The sequence below is a fragment of the Gordonia sp. SCSIO 19800 genome, assembly GCF_018132775.1.
GTDB classification, from domain to species: Bacteria; Actinomycetota; Actinomycetes; order Mycobacteriales; family Mycobacteriaceae; genus Gordonia; species Gordonia hongkongensis.
The window spans coordinates 174,507-189,628 of sequence record NZ_JAGRQM010000003.1 but is presented as its reverse complement, the minus strand read 5'-3'; the positions used below and the strand labels follow the sequence as shown (position 1 = coordinate 189,628).

Below are 15,122 nucleotides of genomic sequence, written 5' to 3'. Positions count from 1 at the left end.
GATGCACCATGACGTACCAGCTGGATCCCACACAGCCGCGCGCCCGTGTCGCTCCGTCGACGCGAACCCGCACCACTGGTGCGCCGCATTTCGGCACGCTCCCCCTGGGTGATCCCACCGGCGGCGCCGACGGTATCCGCTGGCGCGAGCAGGTCGACGGCAAGCAGCTCTACCCGCGCGTCGTCATCGACCGGAACGTCTCCATCACCATGAGCGACGGCGTGGTGCTGCGCGCCACGGTCATCCGGCCCGCCAACCGGTTCGGGCAGACGATCCTCACGCCCTATCCCGCGGTCATCAACATCAACCCGTACAACCGCGCGGCCATCGACTTCATCGACCAGACCCTCCACGCCCCCGTCCTCGGCAAGGCACTGCACACTGCATCCCGGTCGATGGACGCGACGGGCACGGCCCTCGAGGGACTCACGACGCTGACACAGACCCTGTCGGGCGGGGTCTTCGACGTCTTCGGCATCAATCGCAACCTGGTACGCAGCGGGTACGTGCAGGTCGTCGTCGACGTCCGCGGAACCGGCGCGAGCCTGGGTAAATGGCAGATCCTCGGCCCTCGCGAGCAGCAGGACTCGGTGGAGGTCATCGATTGGGTGACCGAGCAGGAGTGGTGCGACGGGACCGTCGGGATGGCCGGCTGGTCGTACTCGGCGATCAACTCGCTGCAGGCCGCGGACAAGCGGCCGCCACAGCTGAAAGCCGTGTTCGCCGTAGAGGGTTGCGACGACCTTGTGCGCGACATCTACATCACCGGCGGCATGCCGTCGGCCTTCATCCCGGTGTGGTTGTCCGCGGTCAACATGCTCAAGTGGGTTCCCAACCCCGCCAACGTGATCCGCGACCTCGTGCGCGGCGACGCGGTGCGCTGGGCGATCGACCGGGTGAAATCCCCGGCCACCGAGATCCCCTCGCTGCTGTGGGGGTTCCTCACCGCCCGCGATCCACGCATCTTCGACGACCCGTACTTCGACGACCGCGACCCGATCGTCGACCGCATCGAAGCTCCCACCTTCACCGTCGGTGCCTGGCATGATCTGTTCGGCCGCAGCGCAACCGGGGTGTACGAACGCCTGCAGATGGAGCCGGGCCGCAAGCAGATGATCGTCGGCGACGGCTATCACCTCGACGTGGGGTCGGGATACGGCGGCAAGTTCGCTCCACCGCGCCTGGACGTCCTCGAACGCGCGTGGTTCGACCGCTGGCTCAAGGGGCACCGCAACGGGATCGAGTACTACGGGCCGGTCACCATGCTGCAGCAGGGCGGGGCGTGGACCGCGGGCCAGAGCTTCCCCCGTCCCGGGGTGGCCCCGACGCGGCTCTACCTGACTGCCGAATCGTCGTCGACCGCCGACCATTGCGTCCATGACGGTTCGCTGAGCACCACTCCCGCACAGGGTGTTTCGTCCCTACACGTCCGGCCCGACACCCGGGGGCTCCGGTCCCGGGACATGACCCAGGTGACCGCGGGGGCGACGCTGGCCCTCGGCGCGGACTTCGCCCGGGACGCGCGATACCAGGAGCGGGGCGCGTTGTCGTTCACCACCGAGCCGGTCGGAGAGGCCACTCCGATCAGCGGTGCGATGAACCTGCGCCTCAACGTCGCCACCACGGCACACGAGGCCGTCTGGGCGGTGACCGTGAACGACGTCGCACCCGACGGTACGTCGGTGGTGCTGACCAACGGCGCGCTGTCGGCGTCGAATCGCGCACTGGACCAATCGAAGTCGACGTACGCCGACGACGGCAGCCTGCTCTCGGCGCACCACTATCTGTCCCGCAAGCGCAAGCTGCCGGTGCCCGCCGACGAACCGATCCGCCTCGACGTCGATCTCGTCCCCACCGACGCGGTCCTGCAGCCGGGCCATCGGCTCCGGGTCGACGTCTACGCCGCGAGCCTGCCGCGCTACCTGACGCTCGTGCCCGACCTCATCAAGGCACGCGGACGACGACACCAGCGTCTGGTCCTCGACCCCGACCACCCGAGCCACCTGACGCTGCTCGCCGGCGACGGGCTGCGCTGAGGTCGTTCACCCCACCCCGGAATCCGACAGCACGACGCGATAGACGAACGCGGCTTCGGGCCCCAGTACGAGCCCGACGAGTTCGATGAGCGTCAGCACGAATCCGCGCCCGTGAGCCGGGCCGGTCGTGCCGTCGAGGTGATGGGCGAGCTCGTGCAGCACCACCAGTTCACGCAGCGCCCAGCGTCCGTCGGCCGCGGACGGGATGGCGATCTCGGCGGCGACCGGCACACCGTCGGATCTGCGAACCCGCGCCGCGTAGTGGGCGGACCGCTGGCCGCGCCGTTCGCGGACCGATACCGGGTGCGACGCGCGCTCGAAACTCGACCGCACACCCGGCAGCGCGAGCACGCGGCCCACGTAGTCGTCGACGGCGTCGATCGAGGCGAAGCGCGCCTCCGCGGGGAGGGTGACCTCGGTGCCGGCGAGTTGCACCGTCCGTGACGACGACACGTTGTCGAACAGGCGATGCACGAGGTGCTCGGCCTCATAGAATCGTGCGCGCCCGGTGTCCCGTTCACTCACGGCATCGCCGATGATGAGAGACCCGGCGCCGGGAGCGAAGCGAGCGGGCCGAGGAGCCACGGCGCCGGGAGCGAAGCGAGCGGGCCGAGGAGCCACGGCGCCGGGAGCGAAGCGAGCGGGCCGAAGCTCACCCCGGAGCCGATGGGAGACTTCATGCGCCGTCCCGACCTCGATGCCGTACGCGAGCGCGTGATGCGACTGCCCGGCGCCTCCCTGATGCTCCGCATCGTCATCGACATGGCTCGGGGTAATCTCACGGACCGGTCGATGACCCTGGCCGCGCAGGCCTTCACCTCGATCCTCCCGGTCGTGATCCTGGTGCTCACCCTGCCGGGCGCCAGCGTCGTCGACGACGCACTGACCCAGCTCGGTATCCCCGTCAGCAGTCTCGACACGCCCACGATCGACGACCCGACCTCGGCGACGACCTTCGGCATCGTCGGTGCGCTGATGACCATCGCCGGCGCCACCTCCCTGTCCCGTGCTCTCGGCCGAATGTATGTGTCGATCTGGGACGTCGCCAAACTGCCGTGGAGCAGCTTCTGGCGATGGGTCGTCGTCGTCTTCCTCATCCCCGCCGCGGTCACCGTGCAGGGTCTGTCCACCGGAGTGGAGGCCACCTCGCTGTTTGGCATGCACATCGGCGATCGGGGCGTCCTGGGAATCGGGCTCATCGTCGCCGTGACCGTGTTGATCTGGTCGGTCACCTTCACCGCGATCCCGCGGCTCCTGGTGTCGTCGCAGGTACCGATGAAGCTGCTCGTCCTCAACGGCCTCGGTACCGGCATCCTCATCACCGCCCTGCTCGCCGGCAGCCGCGTCGCACTGCCGACGCTCGCGGCGGGCACCATCCGCAGTTACGGCACCCTCGGTGTCGTCTTCGTCGCGATCAGCTGGCTGTTCGTGTTCGCGCTGATCCTCGTCGTCACCGCCATCGTCGTGCACGCCGTGGCAACGGACGAGGGTCGTCTGGGCCGGTGGGTGCGGCGGTGGGCCGGCACACCGACACCGTTCGTCCCGCACCCGTCTGCATCCTGGTACGACCGGCCTCCCGGGAGTCCGGTGGACGCCCCGCCCACGCGCGTGGAGCCCTAACCCTCCAAAGCGCCACGCGCACCGCCGAACTCGCGGTCGGCACCGATCTTCGCGCGACGTCCCGCGCGGTCGCCGGCGCGGCGTGCGGCCTCCGAGTAGCCGGCCGAGGCGCTCGACGGACGCCACGTCCCGCGGGCGCTCGACTCGGTCCGGTAGAAGTCGGTGACCTCGATCTCCTTGTTGCGCAACGCGACCGCCGTCGAGCGCGTGGTCTCCCCGGAGTCGCGTTCGGCGGCCAGGGCCTCCGCACGCGCCGCGTCGCGGGCCTCGGCGAGACGCTTGCCGATGCGTTCGGCGAACGCCGACTGGAAGTTGAGCCGCGCCGTGATCGGCGACAACGGCTTCTCCTCGATCACCCGCCGGGCTCGCCACCCGTTCCCGCGGGTGACGACCCGCGCGAACGTCTCGCCCTTGTAGGCACCCGACCGCAGGTAGGCGTCGCTGGCCGCGACCATCTGCACGATCAGCGACGTGTAGAGGGCCTCGCAGGCGTCGATGTCGGCTTCGTACCCGTAGGCGAGCACGAAGGTCGAGTTGCTCGCCACGTCGACGGTCACGTCGTTGGCGGCGGTGATGGCAACGAAGAGCTGCACGTAGGTCCGCAGTCCGCGTTTGCCGGGCTCGCCGATCGCGATCTGTCGACTGATCGGGGTGACCTTCTTGCGCGCCGCGGGGTCGTGGGCCCGCGCTACCGCCAGGTCGATCGACGACGCCGTCGCGAGCCGCTGGGCGGCCTGCATGAAGGTCTCGGCCTCGTGCTCGTTGTCGGTGTTCTCCGCTTGACGGAGAAGGGCGGAGATCCGGGTGAGCAGCTTGTCGTCGCGCATGTAACTCAGACTATCCAGCGGCAAGATCGGTTCCATCTGAGCGCGAATTGCCCCGAGACAACGTCTCGGCAACCCGAAGGAGGAGGGTGCAGGCGGCGATCGCGACCCCGGCCCACAACCCGGCGACACCCCAGTGACGTTCTGCGAAACCGCCGCACACCGCGCCCAGGACGAACACCGGCCACATCCAGAACACCGCCAGCCACGCCCACGGTCGATCGGTACCCAGCGAGGCGACCAGCTCGTGCGCGGACTTCACCAGCGTGCCGGTGACGTACGTCAAGCCGCCCGGCACCGCCGACGTGTGCGACAGCGCCGAGTTGATCGCGCCGGTCGCCGTCGCCACCACGATCATCCCGGCCGTCGGCGACGCGGTCAGCGCGACAACGGTGCCGGCGAGAAGCGTCACCGTCACGGCCACGAGAACCCAGACCGGCGAGTGCTGTCCGCCCCAGCGACCGAGTGCCGCGCCGCCCACGGCCCCGCCGAAGAAGGCCGCGACGAGTCCGGCGACGATCGCGATCGTCGACCACCCGCCCGCGGCGGTCGACGCTCCCAGGATCGTCGAATTGCCGGACATGAACGCGACGAAGCTGCCCTTGAGCACGACGAACGCGATGGCGTCGACCAGCCCGGCCAGGAACAGCAACGCCGCCGCGATCGCGATGTCCGGGTGGTTGCTGCTCAGGTACTTGTCGAGTCGGACCGCCATGGGCACGAATCTAACGCCTGCGTGCCGGTCGGGATGGTCGGCGGACCAGGTCAATCGTCCGGTGCCCAGCAGGCGATGTCCTCGGCTCGGATCGGCCGGGCGGAGACGGCCCGCTGGGTCATTCGCAACGCATTGCCGAACGGGTCCCGGAACGCACAATCGGTGCCGTAGGGCTGGTCTTCGGGGTCCTGGGTGAACTCGACGCCGCGTGCGACGAGCGCCGCGTGGGTGCCGCGGCAATCGTCGGTCGACAGGATCGTCACCGGCATCGCCCCCTGCGTCACGAGGTCGCGGATCTTCGCGGCGGTCTCGTCGGAAAGCGCGGGCGGCCCGGGCTTCTCGAGCAGGATGAGCCGGTCGGGTTGACCGGGCGGCGCGATCGTCAACCACCGCATGAAACCCATGTCGACGTCGGTGTCGACCGTGAAACCGAGTGTGCCGACGTAGAAGTCGAGTGTGACGTCCTGATCGAGGACGTAGACGGAATGGATACCGATGCCGTTGATCATGCGCCCGACGATACGACCGGCGGCCCGGCCGGCGCTTCTCCGAAATCGCTCACTTCGGCCGCTCGCGGGACCCCGGTGGCAGCATCGCTCGGCCTGGTCCACTGGCGCACGAAGCAACCGGGAACGGGAATCGGAGCGACACGCTGCCGGTAGGCCGTGGGACTGGAGCCGACGATTCGGCTGAACGTCCGGCCGAACGTGCCAGGACTGTCGTAGCCGACCAGCAACGCGACGTCGAGCACCAGGACGTCGGTGGTCCGAAGGAGGGCACAGGCCCGCTCGATGCGCCGACGCTGCAGGTAGCGGTGCGGCGTCTCCCCGAACACGGCCCGGAACCGGCGGATGAAGTGCGACGGCGACATCAGCGAGATGCGGGCGAGCGTTGCGATGTCGAGGTCGTCGGCGTAGGAGCGGTCGATGGCGTCGCGCGCACGGAGCAACCGGCGGTTCTCGTCCTCGACCTGGGTGAACACGTCACCCAGTGTGACGCACGCTCAGTGCTTCTCGCAGGCGATGCCGTCCCCGTCGCGGTCGCTCTCGGAGTTCGCCTCGTACAGTTCGTCGTCGACGGTGAACGTCGTGACCGGCGTACCCGACGTCGAGTCGACGGCGCCGGTCTTCCCGACACCGTGCGGGTAGTCGCCGCGCAGTTCGGTGCAATTGGCGTAGTCGGTTGCCGCCGCGGCGGGTGCCGCCACCATCAGCGGAGCGATCGTCATCGACGCCGCGACCAGGAATCCGAGAACCATCTTTCGCGAGCAACGCATCGTGCTTGGCCTTCTTCGTAGTGTCCCCCGACACCTCAACGTGACGAAGTGACACTACGGGTTCCGGCCGGCGAAAAGCGCATGCGACGCGAAGATTGGTCCGGCCGACGGACACGCCATCGGCCGGACCTGGGATCGGAAGGCGCGGGGTCAGCGGCGGGGTTGCTCCTTGAGCAGGACGTTGCCGGTCGGGATGCCGCCGAGGATGTACGTCGTACCGGTGTAACCGTTCTTGGTACGCCGATACTCGACCCGTTGGTACCACTGCACGGGCGGGTCCGCGGTCAACGCGACGACGCCACCACTCTTCGTGTGCTGGATCTGCTGACGCGACAGATTCCACGGTCCGAGTCCGTAGTAGTCGGTGTACAACCCGTTGCCGATGACCCGGACGTTCGACTCCGGGGTCGGGATGACCCCGTAGATGAGCTGCTGATGTTTGTAGTTGCCCGGCTTGATCTTGGCGTCGGAATCACCCGCGCCCACGGCCAATCCGAATACTGCTGTTCCGGCGATCAACGCCCCCGCTATCAATCTCTTCACGACGGCAGACGCTAGCAGCGTCGACGTCGGGTTCCATCTCGCTTTCCACAGCCTGCCACGAGCCTGCCATTCGACAACGCGTATTGGTACAGTCCGGCCAGGCAACCACCGACAGCGGGGGAAACGATGATCAGGAACGACGTCGAGTTCGATTCGTCCGGGACGACATGCCGGGCCTGGTGGTACCTGCCCGAGGGAACCACTCCGGCGCCGGTCATCGTGATGGCGCACGGGCTCGGTGCGGTCCGGCGGATGCGCCTGGACGCGTTCGCCGAGCGCTTCACCGCCGCGGGATACTCGTGCCTGGTGTTCGACTACCGCCACTTCGGCGACAGCGACGGCGAACCGCGACAGCTGCTGTCCATTCGCCGCCAACTCGACGACTGGGCCGCGGCAATCGCCTTCGCCCGAACACTCAGCGGTGTCGACACCTCACGAATAGTACTGTGGGGCACCTCCTTCGGCGGCGGACACGCCCTCGTCGCGGGCGAACGCGACGGCCGGGTGGCCGCGGTGATCTCCCAGTGCCCCTTCACCAGTGGAATAGCCTCCACCGCTGCCCTGGGAGTGGCGTCCGGGGCAAAGGTGACCGTGCGCGCGCTCGCGGATCTGGCGGGTTCGGCACTGGGCCGTCCGCCGGTCACCGTCGGCCTCGCCGGTGCGTCCGGCTCGGCCGCCCTGATGACGGCACCCGACGCGGTGTCGGGATACCTGCCGCTGGTGCCCGACGACCTGGAGTTCATCAACGAGGTCGCCGCGCGGGTCGGTCTCGCCATCCCGCTGCACACGCCTGGTCGGGCATTGCGAAAGCTCACCTGTCCCACGCTCGTGTGCATCTGCGACGAGGACACCGTGGCGCCGGCCGGACCGACTGCCCGGTACACCCGCCGCGCCCCGGCAGCGCGAGTGATTCGTTATCCGGCAGGACATTTCGACATCTACGTCGGCGACGACTTCGAGCGGGTGGTCGCCGATCAGCTCGAGTTCTTGCGCGGGACCGTCCCCGTGTGACGTCAGAACCCGAACCGCGCCTGCATCCCGCGCAGCGTTTCCGCCGATGCCAGCAGACCCGCCCGCTCGGAGTCCGACAGCGGGACATCGAGGCGGGTCTGGGCACCACCGCGGTCGACGACGGTCGGCAACGAGAGGCACACGCCGTCGAGCCCCTCGATGCCGTCCGCCCTCGTCGACACCGGCAGCACCCGGTGTTCGTTGTTCAGGATCGCCTCGACGATGCGCGTCGAGGCCAGACCGATCGCGTAGTTCGTCGCCCCCTTGCCCTCGATGATGGTGTACGCGGCGTGCACGACCTCGTGGTGAATACGTTCGCGCGCAACGGCGTCCATCGCCGGACGGCCGGGCAGCGGCGTCCACGAGGTGAGCGGCACGCCCCCGATCGACGCCGAACTCCACAGCGGGATCTCACTGTCGCCGTGTTCGCCGACGATGTAGGAGTGCACGCTCTGCACCGCGACCCCGCAGTGCTGCGCGATCAGGAACCGCAGCCGGGAAGAGTCCAGCACCGTGCCCGACCCGAAGACCTGGTGCGGTGACAGCCCGCTGATCTCCTGGGCGGCGTAGGTGACGATGTCGACGGGGTTGGTGACCATCACATAGATCGCGTTCGGGGCCACCGCCAAGACCCCGGGGAGGATGGCGCGTGTCAGACCGATTGTGGCCTCGGCCAATTCGAGGCGCGACTGCCCGGGCTTCTGCTTCGCGCCGGCGGTGAACACGACGACGTCGGCGTCCGCGCACACCGACACGTCGTCGGATCCGATGATGTCCGCGCGGGGCACGAACTCGAGGCCATGCGACATGTCGAGCACCTCGGCGGTCACCTTGGCAGCGTTGATGTCGAGGAGGGCGATGGTCCGTGCGACACCTCGGATGAGGGACGAGTAGGCGATCGCGGTGCCCACCGCACCCGCCCCGATGATGGCCAGCTTCGTGTCTCGTACGTCCATCGCTTCACCGTTTCCGCGTCGGGTTCATCGATCGTCGGCACCCAGCGTAGGTGCTCGCGTGTCGGCTGTCCGGGCACCGTTGTCGCGCATCGTTGCGCCCAGAACCACGAACTGCGACATCTGACTCAGGTGTAGCGAATCGTTGTTGGTATGTTCAGCCCCGAGAACGGTCACACCCGCACACGTGGGTGTCAGGGAACCCGGTGTGAATCCGGGACTGGCGCGCAACGGTATGGGAGACGGATTCGGCGCGGACACCGGGGCGACCCGGGAAGGCGCCGGCGCCACGATCCCGAGTCCGATTACCGGCCGTTCTCGCTCGAGTCCATCGTGTATCTCGCGCACAGATACCCAGACCGATAGGCAGTACCACCCGTGTCCCGTCGTACCGACGGCACGACCGAGAGCGCGACCGCCCCGCCGGTCCGGCGACTCCCGTCGACGCCGCTAGCCGCAGTACTGTTCGTCCTCACCCTCCTCAGCATCGCCCTGGCCACCGCTTTCGGCGCGGAGACCATCCCCGTCGGCGACGTGTGGCACACCGTCGTCGGCCGGATGACCGGGGCCGAGCTCGACTCCGCGCACGCCGTCATCATCTGGGATCTCCGGTTGCCCCGGTCCGTGCTGGCCGCGCTGGTCGGAGCCGGGCTGGCGCTGGCCGGCGCACTCATGCAGGCCCTGGTCCGCAACCCGCTGGCCGAGCCGTATCTGCTGGGTGTGTCCGCCGGCGCGGCGGTCGGGGCCACCGCGGTAATGACCCTCGGCGTGCTCGCGGGACTGGGAGTCTGGGCGCTGTCCGGCGGGGCGCTACTCGGCGCGCTGGCCGCCACCGTCACGGTGTACCTGGTGGCCCGCGCCCAGGGCGGGCTGACCGCGCTGCGACTCATCCTGTCCGGGGTGGTGTTGTCCTCGGCGTTCATGGCGTTGTCGTCGCTGCTGGTGTTCACCGCCGCCGACCCGCACGCCGCCGACAACGTGATGTTCTGGATGCTCGGCAGCGTCGCGGGCGCCACCTGGGCGAAAGTGCAGATCGCCGGGGCGGTCGTGCTGGTCACCGTCGTGGCCATGCTCGCCATCCACTCCTGGCTCGATGCCTACGCGGCCGGCACCGACACCGCGACGTCGCTGGGCGTGCCGGTACGCGCGATGCTCAACGCGCTGTTCGGTGTCCAGGGTCTCCTGGTCGGCGTGCTCGTCGCGGTGGCGGGCGGCATCGGCTTCGTCGGTCTGATCGTCCCGCACGCGGCGCGGCTCCTGGTCGGCGCCACCCACCGCGCGATGTTGCCGGTGGCGGTCTGCGGCGGTGCGCTCTTCCTGGTGTGGGTCGACGTGATCTCGCGGGTGGCGGCCGCACCGCGCGAGATGCCGCTGGGCATCGTGACCGGACTGATCGGGGCACCGATCTTCCTGTTCCTCATGGGACGACGCCAGTACGTGTTCGGGGGAGGCTCGTGACCGACCCCGCCCGCGCATCGTCGATGTCGTTGCGCGCGAACGCGCTTGCGTGCCGTCGAGGTGGCCGCGTCGTACTGCGGGATGTCGATCTCGCGGTCCCCGCCGGCACCCGACTGGCCATCGTCGGGCCCAACGGTTCCGGCAAGACCACCCTGCTGCGCACGCTGTGCGGTCTCGAACGCCCGGTCGCCGGCACCGTCGAGGTGAACGGAAACGACCTCCACCGCATCCCCTCGCGACGCCGCGCCATGTCGATGGCGGTGGTCGGCCAGGAGGAACAGCCCTCCGCGGAGCTGACGGTCGGCGAGGCGGTCGGCCTCGGCCGGACCCCGTACCGGTCGGCCTGGTCCACCGGGAGTTCCGACGACAAGACGGTGGTCGATCGCGCGTTGATCCAGGTCGGGCTCGACGGCTGGGGCACCCGCTCGTGCACCCAGCTGTCCGGCGGCGAACGGCACCGCGTCGTCCTCGCCCGCGCGCTCGCTCAGCAGACCCCGATCCTGGTGCTCGACGAACCCACCAATCACCTGGACGCCGCCTGGCGACTACGACTGATGGAGATCCTCGACGAACTCGACGCCACCGTGGTCGCGGCGATGCACGACCTCGACCTGGTGTTGCGTCACTTCGACTCCGTCGCAGTGGTTTCCGACGGTGGTGTCATCGTGCACGGACCACCCGTCGAGGTGCTGACGCCGGCTCTGCTGGCCGACGTCTTCGAGGTGTCCGGCACCGTCGTCGACCATCCATCGACGGGCCTGCCCCATCTGCTCCTGAACACTCCCACCACCACACCCGCCCCCAGCGCTCTGACGAAAGACATCCCGTGAGAGGACATCCTTTGACCATACGTACGTCCCGAGTCCACCCGACCGTCGCCATCGTGGCGGCGACACTGATCCTGGGAACTGCCACCGCCTGCGGTGCCGACAGCACCGCAGCGTCGGAAAGCACTGTCACCGTAACCAATTGCGGAGCCGACGTCGCCTTCCCGCAACCCCTCGACCGGTTGTTCGTCAACGACGGCGGCATGATTGCGATCGCACTCGCCGCCGGTGCCCGTGACAACATGGTGGCGGTCAGCGCGCTCGCCCGGGACAAGGACATCCTGCGGCTCGAGTACGGACCCCAGGTCGACACCCTGAACGAGGTCGCGACCGAACGTCCCACCCTCGAGAACATCGTCGCGGCGAAACCCCAAGTGCTGTATGCCGGATACAACTACGGCATGAGCGAATCGCGCGGGATCACACCCGAGATCCTCGCCGGACACGGCATCGACGTGTACCAGTTGTCCGAGGCGTGCCGGCAGACCGAGGGCGAGGCGCAGCGCGGCACCATGGACCCGTGGGTCGCGCTCGACACCGATCTGCGCAACATCGGCACCCTCACCGGCAATCCCGAGCAGGGCGCCGCCGCGGCCGACGAGGTGGCCGACCGCCTCGAGAAGCTGCGCGCCGCACCACAACCCGCCGCGAAACCGACGGTCTTCGTCTTCGACAGCGTCTCGGACACCATCTTCTCCTCCGGATCCTTCGGCGGCCCGCAGGGCATCATCGACGCCGCGGGCGCGCGCAACGCGACCGAGGACATCGAGGACACCTGGACCGCCGTGAGCTGGGAACGCCTCACCACCGCGGACCCCGACGTCATCGTGTTCGTCGACTATCCCGGCCAGTCGGTCGACGAGAAGATCGCCGCCCTGCGTTCCAATCCGGCGAGCCGGAACCTGAAGGCCGTGCGCGAGAACCGCTTCGTGAACCTGCCGTACGCGATGTGGGTGTCGAGCCCACTCAACATCGACGCCGCCGAGATCATGCGCGGCGTTCTCGAGAACCACGGCCTCGCACCGGAATCCGGTATCACCCCGTCCCTGGATGTCGCGCAATTGGACCTCGGGGGCAACAACTGGCTGGAGTGAGTCGCGGGACGCCCCGTTGAACACGTGGGGCCGCGGCGATCGTCATGCCGCCGCCCCACGGAGAAGTCGGTGGACCCCTACCACGAGGCACCGACAAGTTACCGGCTCCGAATAGCGTTGCACAACATCAGTTTTGGCTTGCAATGCGCTCGCACCGGTGTACACTCGAACGTACATTCGCGGCAACGGTTCTCGGGGGTGACCATGTCTGACGAACAAGCGTCGCGGCGACCGCGTGCCCTCGAGTTGGTGGCCGACCTGCACCGCACCCTCGACAAGTTGCAGACCGTGGACCTGTCACCGTGTACCGATGCCGAACTCGCTGAAGTGGCCGCGGAGACCGAACGCGCCATCGCACGTCTGACCGTCGCCGGTGACCGGCAGATCGATCAGGCCGTCGCTCGCGACCTGCCACGCAAGGCCGGCTGCCGCACCCTCATGCAGTACATGACGCACCAGCTACGAGTGTCGAACCCGATGCGGCGCCGTAAGCAGATGGACGCCACCGCCCACCGGACCAGCCTCGGTGGCGAGGTCCTCCCACCCGAGTACCCCTGCCTTGCGGAAGCTTTCGCACAGGGCGCAGTCGGCACCGCGCACGTGCAGGCCACAGTGGATGTCCTCGACCGCATCCCGGGCACCATCGACCACGACATCAAGGTCGCCGCCGAACGACAGATGGCCGAGATCGCCGAAGCCCACACCCCCGCCGAGATCACCCAACTCGGTGCCCGCCTGCTCGCCCACCTCGACCCCGACGGCACCCTGGCCGACGATTCGGAACGCAAGAGGCGCCGCGGCCTGTGGATCGGTCGGCAACGCGCTGACGGGACCGCAAAGATCTCGGGCACGCTGACTCCCGAACTCCACGCCCGGTTGTCGATGATGTTCGCGGTCTGGGGCAAACCTGGACTGAACAACTCCGACGACCCGCAGTCGCCACGCGGGCCGGCCGGCACCGCCGACCCCGACGCCCTGACCGCCGCAGCCGACCGCGACGGTCGCACTTTCGCCCAAACGAATCACGACGCGCTCGACGCCGCCCTGGCCGCAGGCTTCGCCGACGGAACACTGGGAACCTCGCACCGCGGCCTGCCCGTGCAACTGATCGTCAAAGCCGACCTCGGGGACCTGATCCGAGAAGCCGGACTCGCCACCACCGCCACCGGCACCCTGCTGCCCATCCGGGACTTGATCGCGATGGCCGGTGACGTCCAACCTTGGTTGGCGATCTTCAAAGACGCCACCGCTGTGCCGCTGCACTTCGGGCGGGGCAAACGCCTGGCGACCCGCGAACAGCGCCTCGTCTCCTTCGCCCGCCCCGACGGGGAAGTATGCTCGGCACCCGGCTGCGACCAGCCCGCCACCCAGGTCGAACTCCACCACGCACAACGGGACTGGGCCAAGGGCGGTCTCACCGACATCGATGATCTCGCCCCTGCCTGCCCCCGTCATAACCGGATGGTCGGCGACCAACCCGGCCAATACACGACCCGCATCGAACGGTCCGGACCCGACGAAGGCCGCTGCCTGTGGCGGTTGAACGTCGAACCCGGCGCCCCGCCCAACCCCGAACGCCTCAACCGCCGACCCGACATACCCCGGCGGTTCGCACAACACCTGAACACCGTGCGCAACGAGATCCACGGGCCGGCCACCCGAGGGTTTCGCAGGCTCGGTCGCCAGACCCTTCGTGACGCACCCTCCGCAAGCTCCGGGCACTCCTCAGGGAGCAGCGGGCCCGGCGATGAGTCACGCCCAACCCTTCGTGACGCGCCCTCCGCAAGCTCCGGGCGCTCCTCAGGGAGCAGCGGGCGCCCCGATGCCGTCGGCTACGGCGACCGCGGCCGGCGCCTCGAACTCGCCTACCGAGAACTCGTCCATCCGCGAACACCGCCGGAGCACCTCACCACCCCACCGCTGACCCCGGTCGAAGCCGCACTCGCACGCATACTCACCGACCACGCGTGATTGCACACAACACGAGGGGCCCGGCATCGGAATGCCGGGCCCCTCGTGGGTGTCAGTGCGCCTGATCAGATCAGGCCTGCGGTGCCTCCGCGAAGTTGCGGGTGACCGCCGGGTCGACCGGGATGCCCGGGCCCGTCGTCGTGGAGACGGTGACCTTCTTGATGTAGCGGCCCTTGGCGGCCGACGGCTTGGCGCGCATGATCTCGTCGTAGGCAGCGCCGTAGTTCTCGGCCAGCTTGGCCGGGTCGAACGAGGCCTTGCCGATGACGAAGTGCAGGTTCGCAGCCTTGTCGACGCGGAAGTTGATCTTGCCGCCCTTGATGTCGTTGACGGCCTTGGTGACATCTGTGGTCACGGTGCCCGTCTTCGGGTTCGGCATCAGGCCGCGGGGTCCGAGGACACGCGCGATACGGCCGACCTTGGCCATCTGATCCGGGGTGGCGATCGCGGCGTCGAAGTCCAGCCAACCGCCCTGGATGCGCTCGATCAGATCCTCGGCGCCGACCTCGTCGGCACCGGCGGCGGTGGCCTCGGCGGCCTTGTCGCCGGCGGCGAACACGATCACGCGGGCAGTCTTACCGGTGCCGTGCGGCAGATTGACGGTGCCTCGAACCATCTGGTCTGCCTTACGGGGGTCGACGCCCAGCCGGATCGCGACCTCGACGGTCGCGTCGGTGTTCTTCGACGACGTGTCCTTGGCCAGCTCCACAGCCTCCAGCGGGCTGTACAGCTTGGTCTTGTCGACCTTCTCGGCCGCGGCCGCGTAGGCCTTGCTCTTCTTGCTCATTGCTCTG

At 68.6% G+C, this 15,122-nt stretch carries 16 protein-coding genes and 1 riboswitch; of the genes, 7 read left to right on the top strand and 9 right to left on the bottom strand.

The genetic code is table 11. The features are described 5' to 3' along the window. Window positions 1-8 precede the first annotated feature (8 nt). The gene (locus KB201_RS04895) at window positions 9-2,036 is read left to right on the top strand and encodes a CocE/NonD family hydrolase (RefSeq protein WP_058253310.1); all 2,028 of its coding nucleotides are present in this window, start codon (window positions 9-11) and stop codon (window positions 2,034-2,036) included. Window positions 2,037-2,042: 6 nt separating this feature from the next. On the opposite strand, the gene KB201_RS04890 is transcribed toward KB201_RS04895, so the two are convergent. After that, the gene (locus KB201_RS04890) at window positions 2,043-2,561 is read right to left on the bottom strand and encodes a TIGR04338 family metallohydrolase (RefSeq protein WP_058253351.1); all 519 of its coding nucleotides are present in this window, start codon (window positions 2,559-2,561) and stop codon (window positions 2,043-2,045) included. 153 nt (window positions 2,562-2,714) lie between these two features. Here KB201_RS04890 and KB201_RS04885 point away from each other — a divergent pair, with 153 nt between their 5' ends. Beyond that, entirely contained in the window at window positions 2,715-3,656 is a 942-nt protein-coding gene (locus tag KB201_RS04885) for a YhjD/YihY/BrkB family envelope integrity protein (protein ID WP_058253352.1), read from the top strand. Here the strand turns inward: KB201_RS04885 and KB201_RS04880 are convergent. The 6 genes from KB201_RS04880 to KB201_RS04855 all read right to left on the bottom strand — a co-directional run bounded on the left by KB201_RS04880 (window position 3,653) and on the right by KB201_RS04855 (window position 7,014). Further along, window positions 3,653-4,483: a DUF2786 domain-containing protein gene (locus KB201_RS04880; RefSeq protein ID WP_058253315.1), complete on the bottom strand. Its 831-nt coding sequence runs from the start codon at window positions 4,481-4,483 to the stop codon at window positions 3,653-3,655. The two genes, KB201_RS04885 and KB201_RS04880, sit on opposite strands and share 4 nt — an antisense overlap. 10 nt (window positions 4,484-4,493) lie before the next feature. Further along, window positions 4,494-5,195, bottom strand: coding sequence for a YoaK family protein (locus KB201_RS04875; protein ID WP_249145100.1), 702 nt, complete (start codon window positions 5,193-5,195; stop codon window positions 4,494-4,496). A gap of 50 nt (window positions 5,196-5,245) precedes the next feature. Next, complete coding sequence (locus KB201_RS04870; protein WP_078113050.1) at window positions 5,246-5,704, bottom strand: VOC family protein; 459 nt, start codon at window positions 5,702-5,704, stop codon at window positions 5,246-5,248. Continuing rightward, on the bottom strand, window positions 5,701-6,177 hold the full coding sequence (locus tag KB201_RS04865; RefSeq protein ID WP_078113049.1) for a helix-turn-helix domain-containing protein: 477 nt from the start codon (window positions 6,175-6,177) through the stop codon (window positions 5,701-5,703). The genes KB201_RS04870 and KB201_RS04865 overlap by 4 nt, the downstream gene beginning before the upstream one ends. A gap of 21 nt (window positions 6,178-6,198) precedes the next feature. Then, on the bottom strand, window positions 6,199-6,471 hold the full coding sequence (locus KB201_RS04860) for an excalibur calcium-binding domain-containing protein (protein WP_078113048.1): 273 nt from the start codon (window positions 6,469-6,471) through the stop codon (window positions 6,199-6,201). 150 nt (window positions 6,472-6,621) lie between these two features. Continuing rightward, on the bottom strand, window positions 6,622-7,014 hold the full coding sequence (locus KB201_RS04855; protein ID WP_068971791.1) for a hypothetical protein: 393 nt from the start codon (window positions 7,012-7,014) through the stop codon (window positions 6,622-6,624). A 126-nt stretch (window positions 7,015-7,140) separates the two neighbouring features. On the opposite strand from KB201_RS04855, the gene KB201_RS04850 reads away from it, so the two are divergent. Beyond that, window positions 7,141-8,025, top strand: a complete 885-nt coding sequence (locus tag KB201_RS04850) for an alpha/beta hydrolase (RefSeq protein ID WP_078113047.1) — start codon at window positions 7,141-7,143, stop codon at window positions 8,023-8,025. A 2-nt stretch (window positions 8,026-8,027) separates the two neighbouring features. Here KB201_RS04850 and KB201_RS04845 read toward each other — a convergent pair whose 3' ends face one another. Next, window positions 8,028-8,981: an L-lactate dehydrogenase gene (locus KB201_RS04845; RefSeq protein ID WP_078113046.1), complete on the bottom strand. Its 954-nt coding sequence runs from the start codon at window positions 8,979-8,981 to the stop codon at window positions 8,028-8,030. A gap of 150 nt (window positions 8,982-9,131) precedes the next feature. Further along, window positions 9,132-9,310: riboswitch (cobalamin riboswitch) on the top strand. Window positions 9,311-9,356: 46 nt separating this feature from the next. Between KB201_RS04845 and KB201_RS04840 the strand changes: the two genes are divergently transcribed. From KB201_RS04840 to KB201_RS04825, 4 genes are all read left to right on the top strand, one after another. Then, window positions 9,357-10,436 (top strand): iron ABC transporter permease, encoded by a 1,080-nt coding sequence (locus KB201_RS04840; protein WP_211538502.1) that lies wholly within the window; start codon window positions 9,357-9,359, stop codon window positions 10,434-10,436. Between the two features lie 23 nt (window positions 10,437-10,459). Beyond that, entirely contained in the window at window positions 10,460-11,266 is an 807-nt protein-coding gene (locus KB201_RS04835) for an ABC transporter ATP-binding protein (RefSeq protein ID WP_211538565.1), read from the top strand. 53 nt (window positions 11,267-11,319) lie between these two features. After that, the gene (locus KB201_RS04830; protein WP_254859671.1) at window positions 11,320-12,357 is read left to right on the top strand and encodes an ABC transporter substrate-binding protein; all 1,038 of its coding nucleotides are present in this window, start codon (window positions 11,320-11,322) and stop codon (window positions 12,355-12,357) included. Window positions 12,358-12,561: 204 nt separating this feature from the next. Further along, on the top strand, window positions 12,562-14,328 hold the full coding sequence (locus tag KB201_RS04825) for an HNH endonuclease signature motif containing protein (protein ID WP_211538501.1): 1,767 nt from the start codon (window positions 12,562-12,564) through the stop codon (window positions 14,326-14,328). Window positions 14,329-14,398: 70 nt separating this feature from the next. Here the strand turns inward: KB201_RS04825 and rplA are convergent, their stop codons facing one another. Further along, window positions 14,399-15,115 (bottom strand): 50S ribosomal protein L1, encoded by a 717-nt coding sequence (gene rplA, locus KB201_RS04820; protein ID WP_065629251.1) that lies wholly within the window; start codon window positions 15,113-15,115, stop codon window positions 14,399-14,401. Between the last annotated feature and the right edge of the window lie 7 nt (window positions 15,116-15,122).

Excerpts from the sequence above, each read along its gene's own strand:
- KB201_RS04895 (WP_058253310.1), top strand. The coding sequence starts at position 9 with ATGACGTACCAGCTGGATCCCACACAGCCGCGCGCCCGTGTCGCTCCG.
- KB201_RS04885 (WP_058253352.1), top strand. The coding sequence starts at position 2,715 with ATGCGCCGTCCCGACCTCGATGCCGTACGCGAGCGCGTGATGCGACTG.
- KB201_RS04880 (WP_058253315.1), bottom strand. The coding sequence starts at position 4,483 with ATGCGCGACGACAAGCTGCTCACCCGGATCTCCGCCCTTCTCCGTCAA.
- KB201_RS04875 (WP_249145100.1), bottom strand. The coding sequence starts at position 5,195 with ATGGCGGTCCGACTCGACAAGTACCTGAGCAGCAACCACCCGGACATC.
- KB201_RS04870 (WP_078113050.1), bottom strand. The coding sequence starts at position 5,704 with ATGATCAACGGCATCGGTATCCATTCCGTCTACGTCCTCGATCAGGAC.
- KB201_RS04860 (WP_078113048.1), bottom strand. The coding sequence starts at position 6,471 with ATGCGTTGCTCGCGAAAGATGGTTCTCGGATTCCTGGTCGCGGCGTCG.
- KB201_RS04850 (WP_078113047.1), top strand. The coding sequence starts at position 7,141 with ATGATCAGGAACGACGTCGAGTTCGATTCGTCCGGGACGACATGCCGG.
- KB201_RS04845 (WP_078113046.1), bottom strand. The coding sequence starts at position 8,981 with ATGGACGTACGAGACACGAAGCTGGCCATCATCGGGGCGGGTGCGGTG.
- KB201_RS04835 (WP_211538565.1), top strand. The coding sequence starts at position 10,460 with ATGTCGTTGCGCGCGAACGCGCTTGCGTGCCGTCGAGGTGGCCGCGTC.
- KB201_RS04825 (WP_211538501.1), top strand. The coding sequence starts at position 12,562 with ATGTCTGACGAACAAGCGTCGCGGCGACCGCGTGCCCTCGAGTTGGTG.
- rplA (WP_065629251.1), bottom strand. The coding sequence starts at position 15,115 with ATGAGCAAGAAGAGCAAGGCCTACGCGGCCGCGGCCGAGAAGGTCGAC.